Genomic DNA, 19,866 nt, shown 5'->3' on the forward strand with positions numbered 1-19,866 from the left:
CTTCAATGGCAGTTTCCGGGATGAGTGCCTGAACGTGAATTGGTTCCTCTCACTGGAAGACGCAAGGGAGAAAATCGCGGCCTGGCGGCAGGAGTATAATTGCTTCCGGCCCCACAGTTTACTTGGTGACAAATCGCCGGAAGAGTGAATAAAAGAAAATATAGTAGAACCCGAATTCTCTAATTTTGACCTGTCTTAATATTGGGAGGGGCTCAAAATTGTTCATACACTACCTTATTATGATGTTTCATATGGGGATTGTTTTTTAATGGAAATAATTTTCCCAGTTTTACATACTCCCTTTTTTTGTACCCATAGTATATGTCTGCATAAAGTGTGTCAAACTTTTTGTTTTTCTTTGTTCTTAATTTTATAGTCATATCTCTTCTTAAAAGTAGTTGTTAAAAATTTCGTTTGTACTCTTGTCCATTGATGGATTAAAGCTGCCGAATTCCAAAAGTGCTTCTCTAAGCTGTTTAGGACAGTAGTATATTTTGTTTTTTTGTTTAATCTGCTTAAACAGATTTCCTATCTTTCTAAGAGTTTCCTTGGTTTTGTATAGAAGCTATCTCATAAATAGGGACATTCTTTAGGAGCTGCATGTTTACTTGTCATGAAGCTGACAGATAAATAATGGGAGAAGCTAAAGGACCTGATTCCTGATGGTGAGAGAAGAGCCGATGGCAGAGGCAGGCCTTGGAGAGACAAGCGAGAAGTGCTGGAGGGGATTCTCTGGATACTGAAGACAGGCGCGCAGTGGAGCCACCTGCCGCCCAAGTACCCTCCCTACCAGACCTGCCACCGCAGGTTCCAGCAGTGGCGGGAAAAGGGGGTGATACAGCAGGTGGTGGAGGCGCTGGCAAGGGACCTGCATCAGAGAGGCGGTGTGGACTTGAGTGAGTGTTTTATCGATGGCTCTTTCTGCATGGCCAAAAAGGGGGGCTGCTGTTGGGAAAACTAAACGGGGCAAGGGGACTAAGGTCATGGCAGTCACAGACGCTGGTGGTACTGGTGGAAAGGGTTCTGGAGGAAAGGTTCATAGACGCTCTGCCTGAAAGGCTCATCGGCGACAAGGCCTATGATTCCGATCCGCTGGATGGAAGTCTAAAGCAGCAGGGAATCGAGATGATCGCCCCGCACAGGAGCAACAGGAAAAAGAAGAAGACGCAAGACGGCAGAAAACTCAGACGTTACAGGCGCAGATGGAAAGTAGAGCGGTTCTTCGCCTGGCTCTTCAACTACAGGAGGTGTGTCGTCAGGTATGAATACAAAGAAGAGAACTTCAAGGCTTTTATTCTGCTGGCTTGTATGCTGATTCTGCTTAAGCTATTTATGAGATAGATTCTAGTAAATAGGCAGCATCTTCCTGTGATATTAGTGGAGATTCCCAAAGCAACTTCTTATTAGAAAGCTTTAGTTGGTAAAGCTGAGCCTTCACTAGTGCTTCTTGGTGTTTATTTGTATTCTGAATGTCCATTTTTAAAAGGTCATTTAGTTAAATTCTTTTATTATGGAATCGAGAAATGGAAATTTTAAAATATTTTTACTTTTTTTAAAAGCTCTTCTTTTCTAGTATTATCCTGTTGTTGAATTTGATTATAGGGAGTTTTTTTGATTGCTGTCATCCTGCTTTTTGTTCTTGTAGATATCCCGAACAGGATAGAAGCCTCCTATATGGACAGATATAATTTTTCGTGAAGATTATTCTCGATTACCTGAAAGGTGGCAGCAGTTTCTAATTCAGTCGTTGTAATCTTTTGTTCTCTTAACCTCTGTTTGTAGGCTCTTTTGGCGCAGTAATCGGAATAGTTCTTAGTAACAGTAGTCTTTGCTATAAACTGTTTACCGCAGAACTGACATTTGCGTGTGATTCTGATATTGCTGCTCATTTTAATGGACCATGAAGGTCTATGGATGTCAGCAACGGACAGGTGTGGACTGTAGTGGACATCATTTCGCCACTAGTCAGCACTAAAATGAAAAAGGAAGAATTCGTAACAAAAACGTCACAGATTCTTCCTTTAAAACATGTTTTAATACTGTTGGATTCTTCTGAAATCTTGACATACGCTCTAAAATAGCGGTTTTTGAGGCAACCTATTTGCCGATGCAGAACTTCGTGAAAATATTATCCAGCAAATCGTCTGTGGTGATTTCTCCGGTTATCTCGCCCAGGCTGTAGAGGGCACGGCGGATATCGGCGGCTACTAGGTCGTTGCTGATGCTGAGGGCCAGGCCGTGGAGCACATCGTCCAGGGCGGCGTAGGTTTTGTTCAGGCTGTCTACGTGGCGCAGGTTGGTGACGATGGTCTGGCTTTGGGTGTTGAGTTTGCCGAGGTTCACTTTCGCTACCAGCGCCTGCTTCAGGTCGTCCAGGTTGGCGCCTTCTGCCGCCGAGATTTGCACCAGGTTTTCTATACTTGCAAAGGCCGCCAACTTCTCTGGCGAGGCCTGATCAATTTTGTTGGCAACCGCTACAAATGGCATTTTTTTGGGGTTCAGCCTTTCCAGCTCGGCCTGCACTTCTGCAGCACTAACTTCTGTGATATCAAATAAGTAGATAATCAGCGAAGACTGGCTTAGCTTCTGCATGGTTCGCTCCACGCCAATGGCTTCTACCTTGTCGGTTGTCTCGCGCAGGCCGGCCGTGTCGATAAAACGAAAGGTGATGCCTTCGATGTTTATCTCGTCCTCAATAAAATCACGCGTAGTACCGGGCACATCAGACACAATTGCTTTTTCCTCGTTGAGGAGTTTGTTGAGCAACGTAGATTTACCGGCATTCGGGTTGCCAACGATAACCGTAGGCACGCCGTTCTTGATCACGTTGCCGAGTTCAAAAGACTTCAGCAATTCTCGGATAATAGCCTGAATGTTCAGGATGAGTGTGCGCAGTTGGTCGCGGTCGGCAAACTCTACATCTTCTTCGCCAAAGTCCAGCTCCAATTCAATCATCGAGGCAAAGTGTACCAGTTCGGCACGCAAGCGTTTGATTTCCTGCGAAAAGCCGCCACGCATTTGCTTCATGGCCACTTCATGGGAGAGGGCTGAATCAGATGAAATAAGGTCGGCCACGGCTTCGGCCTGGGCAAGGTCAAACTGCCCGTTCAGGAAAGCACGTTTGGTAAACTCCCCGGCATTGGCCAACCGCGCTCCGCGTTTCAGGAGCAGCTGCACGATCTGCTGCACAATGTAATCGGAACCGTGGCAGGATATCTCCACCACGTTTTCTTTGGTATAGGAGTGAGGCCCCACAAACAGCGACACAAGCACTTCGTCCAGTACTTTTTCTTCATCCCGTATCGTGCCGAAATGGATTGTGTGGCTGAGTTGTTTGGATAAATCCTTGCCCTTGAAAACCGCATTTGTTATAGTTATTGCCTCAGGGCCAGATAACCTGATGACGGCAATGGCACCCACACCGGGGGCAGTAGCAACAGCTACAATTGTATCGTTATTGAAAGTATGATTGATCAAACCAAAGTATAGTTTAGCGCGGCACAAATTTACGCAAAATTGCCGGAAACCGAATTTGCCCAATAAAAGTCTAAAATTTGGCTGGAATCCTTCCTGTCTGAAAGTATAAACTTAACTTTATACTTCGTTGTAAAAAGTGTTTGAAGAATTAGAATCAAACTAAAGGTTAATTGCCTTTAGCCTGTTTTTCATACTCCTGAAAATTCATTTTCTGATGATGGTTCTCGCCGAAATAGCGGAGAATCCTGGAGAAGTTCTTCGCATCCAGGTAACCGGGCACAGGAGCCAGCATGTTCATGTTTTCATCCAGGTAAACCGTGGTTGGGAAGCTCATCTGGCCTTGCAGCAACGCCACCGCCAGCTCATGCGATTTATACGCTGGCTTAAAGCTGAAGGTCTGCCCGTTAAGCGTGATAGGCTCCTTTCCTTCTGCATCCAGCTTTACGGCATAAAAATGGTCGTTTACAAGCTGTGCCACCTCAGGGTCGGTGAAGGTGCTTTTATCCATTTTCTTGCACCAGCCACACCAGTCCGTATACACATCAATCACAACTTTGCGCGGCTCTTCCTTCATGCGGGCAGCTGCCTCTTCTATACTTAGCCACTGAATTTTGGCAGATTTGGATGCTTCTGCATCCTGGGTGGTAGCTGTTTCTGATGCTGTGGCGCTTCCAGCAGGAGCTTCTGCAGCAGTTGTGTCGGGAGAAGCAGCAGGCGGTGTGCTGGTGTTGCAGCCTGTAAGCAATGCTACTCCTAGTGCTGAAAGTATAGCCGTTCTTTTTATCATACTTGTTGAGTTACTTAATAAATAATCTTCAGGTAGTTCTTGAAACAGAAACGGGAAAGTATAAATTCCTGTTTAGTGCTGCACCGGCTGTAACTGCTTTCTTTTCAGAAGTATGCCTCGGGTAGGGGAGAAGAGAAAAGCCAGCGTGAATTCTATACCTGTTACGGTGGCAATAGCTCCGGCAATGGAGCCATCTATCCAAACGGCCAGGTAATAACCTGCCACGGACGCGATAATACCGGCAAGCACCGAAATTAGCAGCATAGACTTAAACTTGTCGGTGAGCAGGTAAGCAGTGGCCGGCGGCGCTACCAGCAAGGCAACCACAAGTATGGCCCCCACAGACTCGAAGGAGGCAACAGTAGTTAGTGATACTGCCGTCATGAGGGAGTAGTACCAGGCAGTTGTTGAGATACCAATGGCAGCAGCGAAGGCTGGGTCAAAGGCTGTCAGGAATAGTTCTTTATAGCCAAACGTGATGAAAAGTATAATTAGTATGGTTACGAAGCCTAATGTCCAGACGGTGCCCGGGCCTAAGCTCAGACCGCCTTCTGTAATCCAAAGGTCCAGGGGAACATAGGCGATCTCCCCGTAAAGCACGCAATCCTGATCCAGATCTACTTGACCGGCAAACACAGAAATAAGAATGATGCCAATGGCAAAGAGCCAGGTAAAGGTGACACCAATCGAAGCATCGGCCTGCACGCGGGCATAGCGATGAAAAAACTCAATCAGAAAGGTTGTCAGCACGCCTAAAAGTCCCGCACCGATCAGCATGGGCACTGAGTCGCGGGAGCCGGTGAACAAAAAGGCAATAACAATGCCTGGCAACACGGCATGCGAAATAGCGTCGCCGACCATAGCCATGCGGCGTAGAATAAGATAGCAGCCTAACAAACTACAGCAGGTAGCCACCAATGATCCGGTAAGTATGATCCAAAAAGCGTTCACTTATTTAATTGTTATATGGCTTAATTGCTTTATTATTGAAGTGGTGATTGTTGACTATCAGTGCCTTAACTCCCAAACTCTCTAACTTTCTACGGTATTCGGGCGCTGTGCGGATCCATCACCGGAAAGCCTAATTCTTCCATGAGTTTTTGCTCCAGTTCGGGTGTGATGATATGCTCTATGGTTTCGGCATCCTCGTGCACGTGGTCGGAGGCCAGGTGCAGATATTGCGTTAGGTAAAGCTCCCAAAGCCGGTGCAGCCTCACCACACGTTCCCCGCGCCGTTGCCCTTGGCTGGATAGTTTCCATCCTTCGGGAGTCCTCTCAACATAGCCTTGCTTTATCAGTCGTTTAAGCCCCGCCTTAGCTTCTTTCTGAGGTATGGCTCTTCGCTCCAGCAGTTCGTGCAGTTGCCTCGGTGCATCAAAGCCTGGTTTCTTTTCGCCTAGCTGGTACATGAGTTTCAGCAGGTTTTCCTCCAGAATATGTGTTTTATTTCGCCGCTGCCGGAACAGGCGCGATACCCAGCCTTTTTTTGGGGCAAAGGCAAACGAGAAAATTGCGATCATGGAAACTATCAGCACGATCCAGGGGCCTGTTGGCATGGCAGGGGCCGTGTAGGAAACAAATGCGCCTGCCACACCGGAAAAAGCTCCTATCAAAGCAGCCAGCACCAGCATGAGGTGAAGCTTGTCAGTCCAGAAGCGGGCAGCGGCGGCAGGGGTTATCAGCATGGCCGCCATCAGCACAACGCCTACAGCCTGTATGCCTACCACCACCGCAAAAACCGTAAGCGTGGTCAGCAGCAACTCCAGGAGGCGCACCGGAAAACCGATTGTTTTGGCGTAAGCCTGATCGAAACACAACAGCGTAAGCTCTTTATAGAATATGATGGTGGTAACAAGCAGCAACACGGCCACAATAGCAAAAGCAATCAGGTCTTCGCCCACAAGAGAAGCCGCCTTGCCGAACAAGAACTTATCTAAACCGCTTTGTGCGGCATTGCCTGAATGCTGTATGGCTGTGAGTAAAAGTATGCCGATGCCAAAGAAGACGGATAGCACCAGGCCAATAGCGGTATCCTCCTTAATGCGGGAGCGGGAGGTGATAAAGTCGATGGTAACCAGGGAGATCCAGCCGGTAATAAAGGCACCGAGTAAAAGTATAAATGGGTTTTTGGTGCCGGAAAGTATAAACGCCAGGCAGACACCCGGTAACACGGCATGCGCTACGGCATCACCAACAAGGGCTCTCTTACGGAGCAGTGTAAAGCAACCCACCACCGCCGAACTGCTAGCCAGCAGCACAGAGCCAAGCGTAACGTATCGGATGTTGGCGTCTGCAAAAGAAAAGAACTCTAAAAAATCGTTCATACAAGCAGTTTATACTTTCAGAATGTTGGCTGCATTTAACGTTTTATGCCTCTCTAGAAGGAAACTCCTGCTTGCGCAGCAGTTCGCCTACTTTGGTGAGCACGGTTAATTTGCCGCCATAAGTTTGCTCCAGCAGTTCCTGAGTCAGGATTTGTTCTGTAGGGCCGGATGCTACCAGGCGCATGTTCAGGAGCACTACCCAATCAAAATACTCGGTGGCAGACTGCAGGTCATGGTGTACCACGATAACGGTTTTGCCTTGTTCGCGCATGGTGCGCAGTAGTTCTATAATGGCAGTTTCGGTGGCGATGTCTACTCCGGCGAAAGGCTCATCCATAAAATAAATATCGGCGTTTTGGGCCAATGCCCTTGCCAGGAATACCCGCTGTTGCTGCCCACCCGACAACTGAGAAATCTGCCGATCGGCGTATGCCTGCATGCCGACTTTTTGCAAAGCCTCCATGGCTGCATCCTTATCAGCTTTACGCGGTCTCTTAAAAAGCCCCAGTTTGCCGTAGCTGCCCATCAGCACCACATCAAAAACTGATGCCGGAAAATCCCAGTCCACCGACTCGCGCTGCGGTACATAGCTGATGCGGTTGCGCACTTCGTCTATCGGTTTGTCAAATATCCGCACGTAGCCGCTACCCACCGGCAGCAGATCCATCATGGCTTTGATTAAAGTAGACTTACCTGCTCCGTTAGGGCCGATAACGCCTACCAGAGCGCCGGCTGGCAACGTAAGGTCGATGCCCCAGAGCACAGGCTTGCGGTCGTAACTCACCGTCAGGTCATGCACTTCTACTACCGGATTCTCTACTTGAAGTATCATGTGTTATTTATTTTAGAGAAGAGACAATGGTGTTTACGTTGTGCCTTACCATGCCCAAATAGGTTCCTTCTGCTGTGCCTTCCTCGCCTAAGGCATCGGAGAACAATGTGCCGCCAACCTGTACCTCGTGGCCTTTCTGTTTGCTTCCGATCACCACGGCCTCAATAGCTTTTGGCGAAACGGAGGACTCCACAAAAACTGCTTTAATTTTATTGTCTGCTATATAGTTTACCAGCGACGATACATCCTGCAAGCCAAACTCTGAAACAGTAGAAATGCCCTGCAGGCCACGCACATTTATACTATAAGCATCCCCAAAATACCCAAAGGCATCATGCGCCGTGATCAGGATGCGCTGCTGCTCTGGAATGGTGCTGATCTGCGCTTTCACCCACTGGTGCAGCGTGTCGAGCTCCTTCAGGTAAGCCTGCGTGTTTTGCTTGTAGGCCTCGGCGTTGGCTGGGTCTTTTTGTTGCAACTCCTGGCTCATGTGCTTTACCACATCCTGCCAAAGCTGCACATCAAACCATACGTGCGGGTCGCTGCTGTTCTTATACACCGGCGAAGCACGCAGTTTGTCTTCCGCTATACCGGCCGTGGCGGTTACAACCGTTTTCTGGCGGCCAAGTTTTTCCATTATTTCGCCCATTTTGCCTTCCAGGTACAAACCGTTGTAAAAGATAACATCCGCTTCGGTTAATTTCTGCAGATCGCCTTGGGTGGCCTTGTAGAGGTGCGGGTCTACGCCACTTCCCATAATCGACTCCACATCGGCCAGATCACCTACAATATGTTGGGCTGCATCTTTTAAAATACTGGTGGTGGTTACCACTTTCATACGCTCGCCAGCGGCAATAGCGCCTTTGTTTTCGGTTTGCGTACAGGCACTGGTGATAAGGGTCAGGCACAGAAAAGCCCAAAGTAGAATCGTTCTCATAGTTTTGTGCAGCACTCTTTGCTTAAGCAGATATAAATATGTTTTTGGAAACTTCTTGTGATATAACCAGGCATCTGTCTTGGGCAAGGCCAATCTCAAGTGAGTTGTCGTAAGGGATCTTATCGATTATTTTTATACTTGTGCCAAGGGAAATACCCATCTTATCGAGGTACTGCAGGAAGAGTGGCTGCGAATCGTTGACACCAACCACTACACCGGCATCGTCTATTGCCATTTCGGCGAGCAGGCGCTGCTTTTTATGCTTCATTTCTCCCGATTCGGAAGGAATAGGGTCGCCGTGCGGATCAAATTTTGGATAGCCCAGAAACTCGTCTAGTCGGTTGGCAAGCAGGGTAGAGGAGATATGCTCCAGTTCCTCGGCCACCTCATGTACTTCGTCCCAATTAAACTTTAGCTTCTCCACCAGAAAGGTTTCCCATAACCGGTGCCTCCGGATAATCTGCAGCGCCACGCGTTCTCCCTGCGGTGTCAGCGATACGCCCTTGTATTTAACGTAGTTAACAATATCCTTGGCGCTTAATTTACGGAGCATGTCTGTTACAGAGGCCGCTTTTGTTTCCAACACTTCTGCAATGGCATTGGTGTTAACATCCTGCACACCGTTGGCAGATAGCTTGTAAATGGTTTTTATGTAGTTTTCCTCTGTGTAGCTGTGGGACATTTTAATTTTTATTGTGAGAATGAGTGATTGAGTGAATAGACATCTAATGTTAACCACTTCTCCACGCAACCACTCATTCAACATTTATACTTACCAGCGAATTAGTGCAGAAGCCCATGTAAAGCCGCTGCCAAATGCTGCCAGGCAAACAAGATCTCCTTCTTTGATGCGGCCTTCGGCATAAGCCTCGCTCAGCGCGATTGGTACCGAGGCAGCCGTAGTGTTGCCATACTTTTGGATGTTGCTCATAACCTTCTCGGCTGGCAGCCCCATTTTTTGCTGAATGTATGAGGTGATGCGCAGGTTAGCCTGGTGCGGCACTAGCAAGTCGATGTCTTCTGGCTTGTAGCCGTTTTTGTTCAGCGCCTCCTCAATCACTTCCGGGAAACGTGTTACGGCATGCTTAAATACCATGTTGCCGTTCATGTATGGGTAAACGCTGCCGTCATCGATCATTTCGTGCGTCAGGCGCTCTTTCTTGTTACTGTTCGGTGCGGTTACAGCCAGTTCTTCGGCAAATTCGCCATCGGCATGCAAGTGTGTTGAAAGTATACCTCTGTCGTTGCTGTCAGACGGGGTGAGTACCACTGCGCCGGCGCCGTCTCCGAATATCACAGACACGCCACGGCCACGGGTGGAAAAATCAAGCCCTGTGGAGTGAATCTCTGAACCTACCACCAGCACGTTGTTGTACATGCCTGTTTTTATAAACTGATCTCCAACAGATAGAGCGTACACAAAGCCAGAGCACTGGTTGCGCACATCAAGCGCCGGTATCTCTTTAAGTCCAAGTTCTCGTTGCATCAGCACACCCGAGCCTGGGAAAACGTAATCCGGGCTTAGGGTGGCAAACACGATCATGTCAATATCTTTCGGCTCCAGGCCAGCCATTTGAATAGCTTTACGTGCGGCGGCGGCACCCATGTTAGCGGTCGTGTCTACACCCTCCTGGAAATAACGCCTCTCCACAATACCTGTCCGCTCCCGGATCCACTCATCCGTAGTGTCCATCAGTTTCTCCAGGTCCTTGTTTGTTACCACGTTTTCCGGTACGTAGTGGCCAACGCCTGCAATTCTCGAATTACGCATACTATAGTTTCGTTTAGTTACAAATATACTGATTTATATCGAATTTAGATTCATCTAAAAATAAAACTTTGAGCTCATATAGCTTTTTTTAAGGCTTGTTTAACTATGGCTAGAAGCTTCTCTTCTTCGCTCTGCCAGAAAATCTCCTGCGGTACTCCGGAAGTATAAAAAAGCTGTTGACGTATACGAGGCAACAACTCCTGTGGGCGTGCCTGCTTAAAATCAATAGAAAGGCCTGCCTGGTTTGTATGGGTTATACTTTGCCAGAGCGGGTTTTGCTGCACGAGCACCGGTAGTGCGTAGGCCATATACTCATAAAGTTTTGTAGGGATGCAGCGTTCGGTGCTAGGGTGTGGCTGGTAAGGCAGCAGTCCTAAATTACTCTCTTTTATAATTTGCAGAATCTGCTGATGAGGCACCAGCCTATCGCCACCTATAAGCCTGATATAACTTTTGCCCTTTATTTGCTCCTGTAGCTTCTGTAGAGTGTCCTGGCGGGCGCTGTAGCCTATAATTGTCAGGGTGGTGGAGGCATCCAGCCGGTGCAGCTCAATTGCCAAATTTATCGCGTCAAAAATGCCATACAGTTCCGCAATGGTGCCAGAATAAAGTAGCCGGAGAGGCTGTTGCTCCAGTTTAACGGGTGTGGCTGGCAACGTATAATCAGGGGCAGGATTATACTTGTTGCCGATAACAGTGAAATTTCTGCCTTTGATGAACGGTAGTTCCTGTGCATAGCTTTGTTCAGCCAGTAGGAAGTGCGTTACGCCAGAAGCTGTTTTCGCCTCCACTTTGCTGACACCGTAAGTGAGCAACTGCCGGAGCAGCGGCGGGTAATTCTGCTGCGTTGCCAGGTTTAAAGTATAGTTTTCCTGCACATCATATAGCAGCTTGGCACCGTGCTTACGGCAGTACCGTTGGCTGGTTGCCAGCAACTCGTGGGTGCAGGCAATAACCAGGTCAGGTTTTACCTGCTCTAGCAATTGGGTATACTTTTGCTGCGCCAGATAACGGTTAATACTTAGTCGCCTGAAATTAAATATTGGGTGAAAGTATACTTGAGCGGGTGCGGAGATTGGCTCCGGAGCCAGGAAACCTGCAATGTGGATTTGAGTTTCTGCTAGTTTGCTAAGCGATAAGCCCAACTTTTCGAACATCCGTGTGTCGGTTATAGGCTTTAGCAGCGAAGCAATCAGGATTCTCTTTTCAGACATCCACCAAAAATACTTACTTTTACGCAATATTGAGTAACAAGCATTTTGAATATGGAGCTAAGACAAATAATAGAGCAGGCCTGGGATAACCGGGAGCTACTAAAAGAATCAGCCACTGTGGAAGCCATCCGTTCTGTGATTGATGATCTGGATAAAGGATTGGTGCGCGTGGCGGAGCCAACTGGTGAGGAGTGGACTGTAAACGAATGGGTGAAGAAGGCTGTTCTGCTGTACTTCCCAATTCAGCAAATGAAGACGATAGAGGTAGGGCCTTTTGAGTTTCATGATAAGATTGCCCTGAAGCGCAATTACGAGCAACTGGGTGTGCGTGTGGTGCCTCATGCCGTGGCACGTTATGGCTCTTTCCTGGCCAGAGGTGTGGTGATGATGCCTTCTTACGTAAACATTGGCGCCTATGTGGATTCGGGTACGATGGTAGATACCTGGGCAACGGTGGGAAGCTGCGCCCAGGTAGGCAAAAACGTACACCTTAGCGGCGGCGTAGGCTTAGGCGGTGTGCTGGAGCCAGTGCAGGCTGCACCGGTTATTGTGGAAGACGGCGCCTTTATCGGTTCCAGAAGTATACTTGTAGAGGGTTGCCGCATTGGAAAAGAAGCGGTAATTGGCGCGGGTGTAACCATTACCGGCAGCTCTAAAATTATTGACGTAACAGGTAGCGAGCCTAAGGAATACAAAGGATATGTGCCGCCACGCTCGGTGGTAATTCCGGGTTCATACACCAAGAAATTCCCGGCTGGCGAGTTTCAAGTACCATGCGCCCTTATCATTGGGCAGCGTAAAGCAAGCACAGATCTGAAGACATCGCTAAACGATGTGCTTCGCGACCATGCCGTGGCGGTATAGTGCCTGGCTAAGACTATAAATATCCCCTGCTGAGGTTACTTGGCAGGGGATATTTGTTTATGATGTTAATTGGCCAGAACAAGTTTCATACTCTTTGTTCTTTCCTGGGTTTGCACCTTTACAAAGTATAAACCTCGGCTTAGCTTGGTTCCGTCAATCTCAATTTTAATAATCGCGCCCGCCGTAGCTTCGCCCTCGTTTAACTTGGCAACTAGCGCGCCTGTTGTATCATAGAGCAATACCTTATACCTGCCGTTGTGCTGCAGGCTAAAATATAAATTGGTATTTGCTGAAAAAGGGTTGGGGTAGATGATCCAGTCTTGAACAGCATCGCATTTATCTGAGGGTTGATCATCTAAGGCCAACACCCCCACCGCTTGGGTGCTGTCGGATGCCAGAATCACTACATCATTATTATAAGGGCCTTTGCTGCTCGACACATTGTTGTAGGCCCCGTTTTTTATCAAAGGCAGTTCTGGTGAGAATGAGATGTTTTTACTGTCCGACTCTTTATAAACAATTTCTCCATCAAGGTCCTTAGCAGTATAAACTACTTTGACTTTGTTCTTTTCTTCATTAAGTATAACAATCGGCCTGGTGCCTTTTTGAGATACTTCGTACAGGTTGTCCCAGGTGCCGGAGGGCCGCCGCACCAGCAACGCAATTTTAGGGTAACCCTTGGTGTCATACTCGGTCTTAATAGCGCAGTAAAGCGTTCCGTCGCTGGCAACTGTCATGTTCAAATGGTCGTCTGCCATGCCCAAGTGCACATCCAGTGCTGACTGCGAAGCCGGAACCTCATCACCAGACCAAACTTCAGGGGCGTCTCCATCTGTGTGCGTTCTAAAACCAAACCGTTTTGCTTTCTGGTTAGACCACATCACGCCAACTTTATTTGGCATAGCTATGATGGCGCCAATATCATTTATACTAATATTAGATACTAAGTCTATGGGATTGCTCCAGTTAGTATAAGGAGAATCGCTCCACCTCACTTTAATATTTGGTGCAGCATCAGACGCCAGCCACATTCTACCTTTGCTATCTATGTCTATTGTAGCGGTTTTAGCACCCTCGGCAAGCGAAACGGGAGATGGCGTTGGCTGTGCAGACCAGAATTTATAAGTGCCACTTTCTGATGAGTACTCCAAAGAGACTAAGTAGCTTTTGCCTTCCCCGGTAAAAAGGAAGATATGCGCTATATCGTCTACAATTTTACAATCTGCGTTGGCAAGTTTATCTGACAGCTTAAGCACATTTCTCCATTTATTATTATCAAGCCGCCAGAGGTATGTGCCGGATTTGTCTGCCAGCACTGCCCATTGCTTGCACTTGTAAGACCATACTTTTGACTGCGGTTTCTCTCCTGTGTTTCTGGATACGGGCAAAGGAGCAAGCTCTTTAACTGAGACAAAACCTTGTGACTGTTGCGCGAACGCTTGGTAATAGAAAAGGAGAATACAGATAAGGGCGGTATACTTTATTATCATATTGGCAATTTTGAAGTAAAACCCAAAGAATGTAGCAGCAAAAGAACGTGTCTTAAATCTCTCCTAAATTAAATTATTATAAATCAGGAAGATATGTAGAGTGTCATGTATCAGCTAAAGTAAGGCTGATTCGCATACTTGATTTGTTATAAACTTGTATTGAGTATATTATTTATACTTATATGTATATTTTTAAAATTAGTTGTATTTAATGCTGCTTTATTTGATCTTTTCGCTTAGGTAATAAGCGCTTTTACTTGAGAATTATGCCCGTTAAACCCGCTCAGCTATAGAATTTATACATTGAATAATTGAGAACCTAAGAAGGATTAGAGGCAAGAGGTCTTGCCCTTGCTTCGCAAAGTATAATTTAAAGGGTTACCAATTTGAGGTTAAAATAGAAGCGTAGAGAATTGTATTGTAAAGAAAGTCAATGCGTTATCATGTGTTGTATGACAAAAAAAGAGCAGGTTCAGGCGCTTTATTTGCCTGAACCTGCTCTTTGCTAAAGCTTGTTTATTATATTAAATTCAGTTGATATTGATCAGCCTGAAGGTATACTTGCCGTAGTTCGTTTCAACTCTTACAAAGTATAAGCCGGCGGCGAGGTTTGTGCCATCAACTGCTACATTAGTGGTTCTTCCTTTTTCAGCTGTTCCCTGGCTTGTAACACCTACTTGTTTGCCGTTGCTGTCATATAAGGAGACACTGTAGGTGGTGTTAGCCGCGCTAGTAAAGCTGATTGTCACACTGCCAGAGAAAGGGTTTGGATATGCTTTTAGCTCACTGATTAAGTCGGCTTCAGTTTCAAAGCTGGTTGAACTATTAGAGGCATTGGTGTCTTTTGTTCCGAGTGGTACTGCTTTGCTACCGATAAGCTCAAGATCAAACGCTATGTCTGAGGATGAGCGAGCAGCCTGATGTATTTCTACCGCTATCGTGTTGCTGCCGTTTACAAAGGCTGTTATAGGTATCGAGAACGGAATAGGAGTAGCGCCATCGTCGCCACCAGTAGTACCGGCAGCCAGTGTGCTGTAACTTATAGCTCCGGAAGGCATGTTGTTGCGGTAAACTTCCTGGCCGTTTACATAAATCACCACACCATCATCTCTGTTAACTTGCGCTGTAAAGGATGAGATAGCTTCTAGGTCGGTTATCGAGAAATTTTTCCGGAAGTAGGAGGTTATATATTTCTTGTTTTTGTTTTTCCCGTAGCTTACTACAGTAGCTGCATCAGGTATGCCATAGCCCAACTTGCCTTCTCCGGATTTCCAGCCGGAGTCGTTAAATGAGGCTTCTTGCCAGGCAGTGTCTTGGTCTGAGCCATCATCAAGATATTTCCAGGTAGAGTTAAAGGAGATGATTTCTTCTTCTGTAGTTGTGCCTGATGTGTCCGTCGGAATATCATCTCCTGCAATATCCTCCCATCGGTACAGGTGAAAAGTCCCGCCTTCCGACATAGCTACCACTAAGCCATTGTTAAAGTCTGGTGGTAAAGAATGACTCGTGGCTTCAATGCCATCAGTAAATCTTGCAGCTATGGGTACTTCCTTTAGCAATGGGTGTTGGTGCGGGTCGGCAGCAGTGCCTTCACGCGGGTAAAGGTGCAACTCACCCGCGTCCTGGTCAGATACAAGTATAAAACCGGTACTATCTGTTTCGTTGTAAATAGCAATGCCCTCCTGGTCGATGCTAAAGCTGCTGGTTGCAAAAAGCGCCAGTTCCTCATTGCTCGAGTCAGGGTCTGCGTAATACTTCCTTACCCCTACCATTTCGTCTGAATAATACACGTAACCTAGTTCATTATCTACTGCAACGGCCTCTATTTCTTTGTTGCCGCTATAGTTCCCGAATTTCCTGACGAGCGTTCCGGTTACATTGCCTTGCCCGTCATCTTCCAGCAGGTACTGCCAGAGATAAGTGCCGTCGCTAGTGCCGCTTTTCCGGCTTACAATAGCAAATAAGCTTCCGTCGCTTGGCCTTTTATAAAGTGAAACACCCATAGGTTCATCGTAGCCATAGCTGCCGCTTTCGCCTTCAAACACTTCTATTCCGCCGCTATCAACTGCTTGCATATCTGGTAGGCTGTACACTCTTAACTTGCCAGCTAAACGCTCTGTTGTCACGGCTATATCCACCTCTGCTCCCTGTAGCATCAAGCCATAGGCAACATCCACATTATTAGGGCGCTCTAAGTTTGGAATTACTTTATCCGGAATGATTTGCCCTTGTAGGTTGAACACAAACAAGGCACCATCTGCCTCTTTGTCGGTGCCGATAATAAGGCTTTCACTGGGGTTTTCCTTGTTAATCCAAATTGCCGGGTCATCGGTGTCATACTTCACAGCTTCAGTTACATACAAAGGCTGAACCGTGCTTTGTGCATTTACAGTAAATAAGATTGGGTTAATCAGGTAAGTCAGAATAAACAGAAAGAAAGAAGTTTTAATAAGTTTTAAGTTTTGCATAATATAAAAGCTAAAGCAATTCAAAATCGTTACGGGTCATACATTCGTCATTTCAGGAGAAAATGAAGCTTTGGCGTCGTTGTTTTTAGCGGGAATTTTTGAACTGTTTAGAAGGGGAAGAATCCTGCCCTGCCAAAAGTTGACAGAGCAGGATGAAAGATACGTTTACTTGTCCAGCACAAGCCGCAGCGTTTTGCCCTGTGTTGCTGTTTGCAGGCGAATAAAGTATAAACCTTTTGCCAAATGCTGACCTCTAAGCTCCAGGGCTCTGTTTTCTCCTGCTGTAGCGTAGCCCTGCTGTAACTGATCAATCAGCGCTCCTTTGCTGTCATACAACGATAAGGAATAAGAGCCGCTCTCCGGAAGTATAAAATTTAAGGTAGCAGTTGATGTAAACGGGTTTGGATATACTTCCATACTTGGCATCTGCTCCGAAGGTGGCAGCAATGCTGTGGCAGAAGAGGTGGCGGAGGCTGCCAAAGAAGCATTGCCAGTGTATAAAGCGCTGACTTCTGAGGCACTTAAAGCATTATTGTATATCCGGGCATCATCAATAGCGCCTCTAAACTTATAAGTACCATTATCCTGCGCTCCGATATGCACAGCCTGGGTGTTTATAGCTATAGTTTGAGGAGAGCTCAGTGTCTGGCTTGCGTTCTCTGCCCCGTTCAAGTATAGCTTTAAAACAGAGCCATCGTATGTGGCAGCAACGTGCATCCAGGTGGTGCCATTCGATGGATAATCTGTACTTGAGTTTAGCCTGTATGTATTGCCTGATGAAGCTTGGTTAATCCGGAAAAATACGCTTCCGCTACTGGATAGCCCTAACTCGTAACCGTCTATACTGTTGTTTACCGCTTTTTTAATAATGTATTGCGTACCCGTTTTCTGAGGCTTTATCCAGGCGGAAAGTGTAATGGTCTCAGTAATATCAAGGGATTCAGTATCTGGTGCCGCTGCATACTGGTTGCTTCCGTTAAGCTGCAGGGCTGTACCATCTACACCTGTAGTCCAGGATGGGCTTCCAACAGTTTGGGCATCATTGCCATTGCCGGTGGCATCTGATACGGTGGTGCCGCTGCCTTCGTTCATTTTCCAGTGTGCCACAAGCCCTTCGGTAGTTGGCGGCGGTGGAGGAGGGGTGGCAGAGTTAGTGGTAAAGCTCCAGGTAGAGGACCAGTTGCCTGTGCCTGCTGTATTCGAAGCTCTGGCCCGCCAGTAGTAGGTTGTATTTTGGGTAAGCCCGGTTGCGGTTACTGAAGTGCCCGTAATATTACTCTGGTTAAATGCGGTGCTTGAGAAATCTGAGCTTGCAGCAACCTGAACCTGATAGGTAGCGGCATGAGACGCTGAGTTCCAGCTGAGCGATGGAGCAACGGAAACTCCAGTGGCTAAATCGGCCGGCGAAACTAAAGACGGTGTGCCAGGCAGAATAGGTGTTGGAGAGGATGCATCAGTAGCCAAAACTCCTGCCGCTTCAGAGCTGCTTGAGGCAAGTATAACAATATCATCCGTAAAATTATCTTTGGTGCTGGTGGCGTTGTTGTAAGAGCTGCCGCTGATCAAGGTCATCTGAGAGCCAAAAGATATTGACGACATGGAAGACTCCCGGTATAGAATATTGCCGCCACTGTCGCTGGAAGTATAAACAACCCTGACTTTACCCTCAGCCTCATTTAATATTACCAAAGGTCTTGTGCCGCCATTAGCTACAGTGTATAAATTGTCCCAGCTGCCGGATGGCCGCCTTACAAGTAACGCAATGGAGGGGTAATTCTGAGAATCATAACCAGTTTTGACAGCGCAATATAAGGTGCCGTTGCTGGAGATTGCCATATTTAAGTGATCATCTGCCATGCCGCCGCCAATATTCATGGCAGATTGTGAGGCCGGCACTTCATCTGATGACCAGGAAGCAGGATCTGCACCGTCGGCATGTACTTTAAACCCGAACCGTTTTGTGGATTGGTTAGACCAAAGCACTCCTATATTACCGGGCATGGAAGTTAGGGCGCATATGTCGTCGCTAGATACACCAGATGCTATGGTAATAGGTGAGCTCCACTTGTTGTAAGGCGAGTCGCTCCACCTTACATGTATGGTGCTGCTTGCGTCAGACGCAAGCCACATTCTTCCCTTAGAGTCTATATCAATAGTAGCTGTCTCTACACCACTCTCGAAGGATAGCCCAACGGTTGATGTTCTCTTTGACCACAGCTGGTAAGTGCCTTCTGCCGGTAGGTATTCAATGGAAACCATCTGTGAAGACCGCCCTTGGTAAAGGAGGATGTGTGCCGTATTGCCCACCATTTTGCAGTCAGCTTTTGAAGTTGACTTTGTAGAGAGCTTCAGAACATTGGTCCAGGAGGTGCCATCTAAACGCCATAGGTATGTGCCGGAAGAGTTCGGTAAAACTGCCCAGTGTTTGCCATCATGCTTCCATACTTTAGATTGCGGTTTCTCGCCCGTGCTAGTAGAAACGGGCACGGGCTCCAGGCGGGTAATGGTTTTAAACCCTTCAGAAGTAGGTTCATCAGGTTTCTTTGTTACAGTAATGCTAACGGCTGAGGAGGTGGCTGATGCTCCTTCGGCATCAGTGGCTGTTGCTGTAAGTGTATAAGTGCCAGCTGCCGCAGGCGACCAGGAGAGGCGGTAAGGGCTTGAGTTGTCTTCGCCTATAGCGGAGCCGTTTACGAGAAACGTGACTTTTGCCAATGCGTTTTCGGGGTCTGAGGCCGATGCTTCTAAAGTTGTGGTGCTTCCCAGTTCCATACTTGTACCGTTTGCCGGGCTTGTTAAGCTAACAGAAGGCGGCTCATTCTTAGTTGGGGGTGGGTTAACGGCAGTAGCGCTTAGTTCCAGGTCAAAAGCTATGTCTGAGCTGGAAGGGCTTGCCTGATGTATTTCTACGGCCATAACATTGGTCCCGCTAACTATGGCACCGTTTGGTACAGCAAACGATATAGGTGTTGCCCCATCATCCCCACCAGATGTACCAGAGGCGCGGGTGTTGTAGGAGATTGCGCCGCTTGGCATATTGTTACGGTATACCTCTTGTCCGTTTAAGTATACAACAACGCCATCATCCCGCTTTACCTGCCCCTGTAATTCGTTATATGCCGATGGTTCTGAAATGGTAAAACTCTTTCGGAAGTAGGTGGTAATATATTTATTAGATGAGCTTCCGCCAAAACTAACTATAGTTGCTGCGTCAGAAATACCATAGCCAAGCTTTCCTGCACCGGATTTCCAGCCGGAGTCGTTAAAAGAGGCTTCACGCCAGGCAGTGCCTTGGTCTGACCCATTATCCAGATAATTCCAGGTAGAGTTAAACGGTATAATGGTAGTTTGTGCAGCTGCTACCAAGCTTATTAGTAGCAAGGGTAAAAGTAGTAATGCGTTTCTTTTCATAAAAATTATTCATGTTTGTTCTCATTTGGGTTGGGCGCATGTGGAGGCAAGTTTGTCAGGGGCAGATGGGCACCTGATCGCATACCTATAGCGTCTATTTGGTATAGATACACTATAAGCTTCGGGAGGTCGTATTAATAAACGTATGTATGATTTGAAGAAAAGTTGTGTTGTTTTGAAGATTAAAAGGCCAGATTAATCAATAATTTAGTGAGCTTTGTTATTTGGCCTGTAGGAATCAAGTATAATTCTACCGAGCCATAGAGGTGAAAAAGTGAGGTGCCAAGCGTT

At 47.1% G+C, this 19,866-nt stretch carries 14 protein-coding genes and 1 pseudogene; 3 read left to right on the top strand and 12 right to left on the bottom strand.

The window, feature by feature from the left end; translation table 11 throughout:
* On the top strand, positions 1-148 hold a 148-nt coding region (locus Q1B04_RS18290; RefSeq protein WP_299761872.1), incomplete at its 5' end, for a transposase.
* 504 nt (positions 149-652) lie between these two features.
* Positions 653-1,341, top strand: a pseudogene (locus tag Q1B04_RS18295) (IS5 family transposase).
* Between the two features lie 756 nt (positions 1,342-2,097).
* Here Q1B04_RS18295 and mnmE read toward each other — a convergent pair.
* From mnmE to Q1B04_RS18340, 9 genes are all read right to left on the bottom strand, one after another.
* On the bottom strand, positions 2,098-3,477 hold the full coding sequence (gene mnmE, locus Q1B04_RS18300; RefSeq protein WP_299761733.1) for a tRNA uridine-5-carboxymethylaminomethyl(34) synthesis GTPase MnmE: 1,380 nt from the start codon (positions 3,475-3,477) through the stop codon (positions 2,098-2,100).
* A gap of 166 nt (positions 3,478-3,643) precedes the next feature.
* Entirely contained in the window at positions 3,644-4,264 is a 621-nt protein-coding gene (locus Q1B04_RS18305; RefSeq protein WP_299761736.1) for a thioredoxin fold domain-containing protein, read from the bottom strand.
* A gap of 72 nt (positions 4,265-4,336) precedes the next feature.
* Positions 4,337-5,215, bottom strand: coding sequence for a metal ABC transporter permease (locus Q1B04_RS18310; RefSeq protein ID WP_299761739.1), 879 nt, complete (start codon positions 5,213-5,215; stop codon positions 4,337-4,339).
* Positions 5,216-5,304: 89 nt separating this feature from the next.
* Positions 5,305-6,588, bottom strand: coding sequence for an iron chelate uptake ABC transporter family permease subunit (locus Q1B04_RS18315; RefSeq protein WP_299761742.1), 1,284 nt, complete (start codon positions 6,586-6,588; stop codon positions 5,305-5,307).
* A 43-nt stretch (positions 6,589-6,631) separates the two neighbouring features.
* Positions 6,632-7,420 (bottom strand): metal ABC transporter ATP-binding protein, encoded by a 789-nt coding sequence (locus Q1B04_RS18320; RefSeq protein WP_299761745.1) that lies wholly within the window; start codon positions 7,418-7,420, stop codon positions 6,632-6,634.
* A 7-nt stretch (positions 7,421-7,427) separates the two neighbouring features.
* Positions 7,428-8,357: a zinc ABC transporter substrate-binding protein gene (locus tag Q1B04_RS18325; RefSeq protein WP_299761748.1), complete on the bottom strand. Its 930-nt coding sequence runs from the start codon at positions 8,355-8,357 to the stop codon at positions 7,428-7,430.
* A 22-nt stretch (positions 8,358-8,379) separates the two neighbouring features.
* A complete protein-coding gene (locus tag Q1B04_RS18330) occupies positions 8,380-9,039 on the bottom strand; it encodes a metal-dependent transcriptional regulator (RefSeq protein ID WP_299761751.1) in 660 nt (219 codons plus the stop codon).
* Positions 9,040-9,129: 90 nt separating this feature from the next.
* Positions 9,130-10,128, bottom strand: coding sequence for a beta-ketoacyl-ACP synthase III (locus Q1B04_RS18335; RefSeq protein ID WP_299761754.1), 999 nt, complete (start codon positions 10,126-10,128; stop codon positions 9,130-9,132).
* Positions 10,129-10,202: 74 nt separating this feature from the next.
* Positions 10,203-11,342 (bottom strand): glycosyltransferase, encoded by a 1,140-nt coding sequence (locus Q1B04_RS18340; RefSeq protein ID WP_299761757.1) that lies wholly within the window; start codon positions 11,340-11,342, stop codon positions 10,203-10,205.
* A gap of 51 nt (positions 11,343-11,393) precedes the next feature.
* Here Q1B04_RS18340 and Q1B04_RS18345 point away from each other — a divergent pair, with 51 nt between their 5' ends.
* Positions 11,394-12,206, top strand: a complete 813-nt coding sequence (locus tag Q1B04_RS18345; protein WP_299761760.1) for a 2,3,4,5-tetrahydropyridine-2,6-dicarboxylate N-succinyltransferase — start codon at positions 11,394-11,396, stop codon at positions 12,204-12,206.
* Between the two features lie 65 nt (positions 12,207-12,271).
* Here the strand turns inward: Q1B04_RS18345 and Q1B04_RS18350 are convergent, their stop codons facing one another.
* The 3 genes from Q1B04_RS18350 to Q1B04_RS18360 form a co-directional block, all read right to left on the bottom strand.
* On the bottom strand, positions 12,272-13,696 hold the full coding sequence (locus Q1B04_RS18350) for a T9SS type A sorting domain-containing protein (protein WP_299761763.1): 1,425 nt from the start codon (positions 13,694-13,696) through the stop codon (positions 12,272-12,274).
* 530 nt (positions 13,697-14,226) lie between these two features.
* Complete coding sequence (locus tag Q1B04_RS18355; protein ID WP_299761766.1) at positions 14,227-16,164, bottom strand: phytase; 1,938 nt, start codon at positions 16,162-16,164, stop codon at positions 14,227-14,229.
* Positions 16,165-16,329: 165 nt separating this feature from the next.
* Complete coding sequence (locus tag Q1B04_RS18360) at positions 16,330-19,545, bottom strand: LamG-like jellyroll fold domain-containing protein (protein WP_299761769.1); 3,216 nt, start codon at positions 19,543-19,545, stop codon at positions 16,330-16,332.
* Positions 19,546-19,866 lie beyond the last annotated feature (321 nt).

Source organism: uncultured Pontibacter sp., assembly GCF_947495565.1.
In the GTDB taxonomy this organism is placed as follows: domain Bacteria; phylum Bacteroidota; class Bacteroidia; order Cytophagales; family Hymenobacteraceae; genus Pontibacter.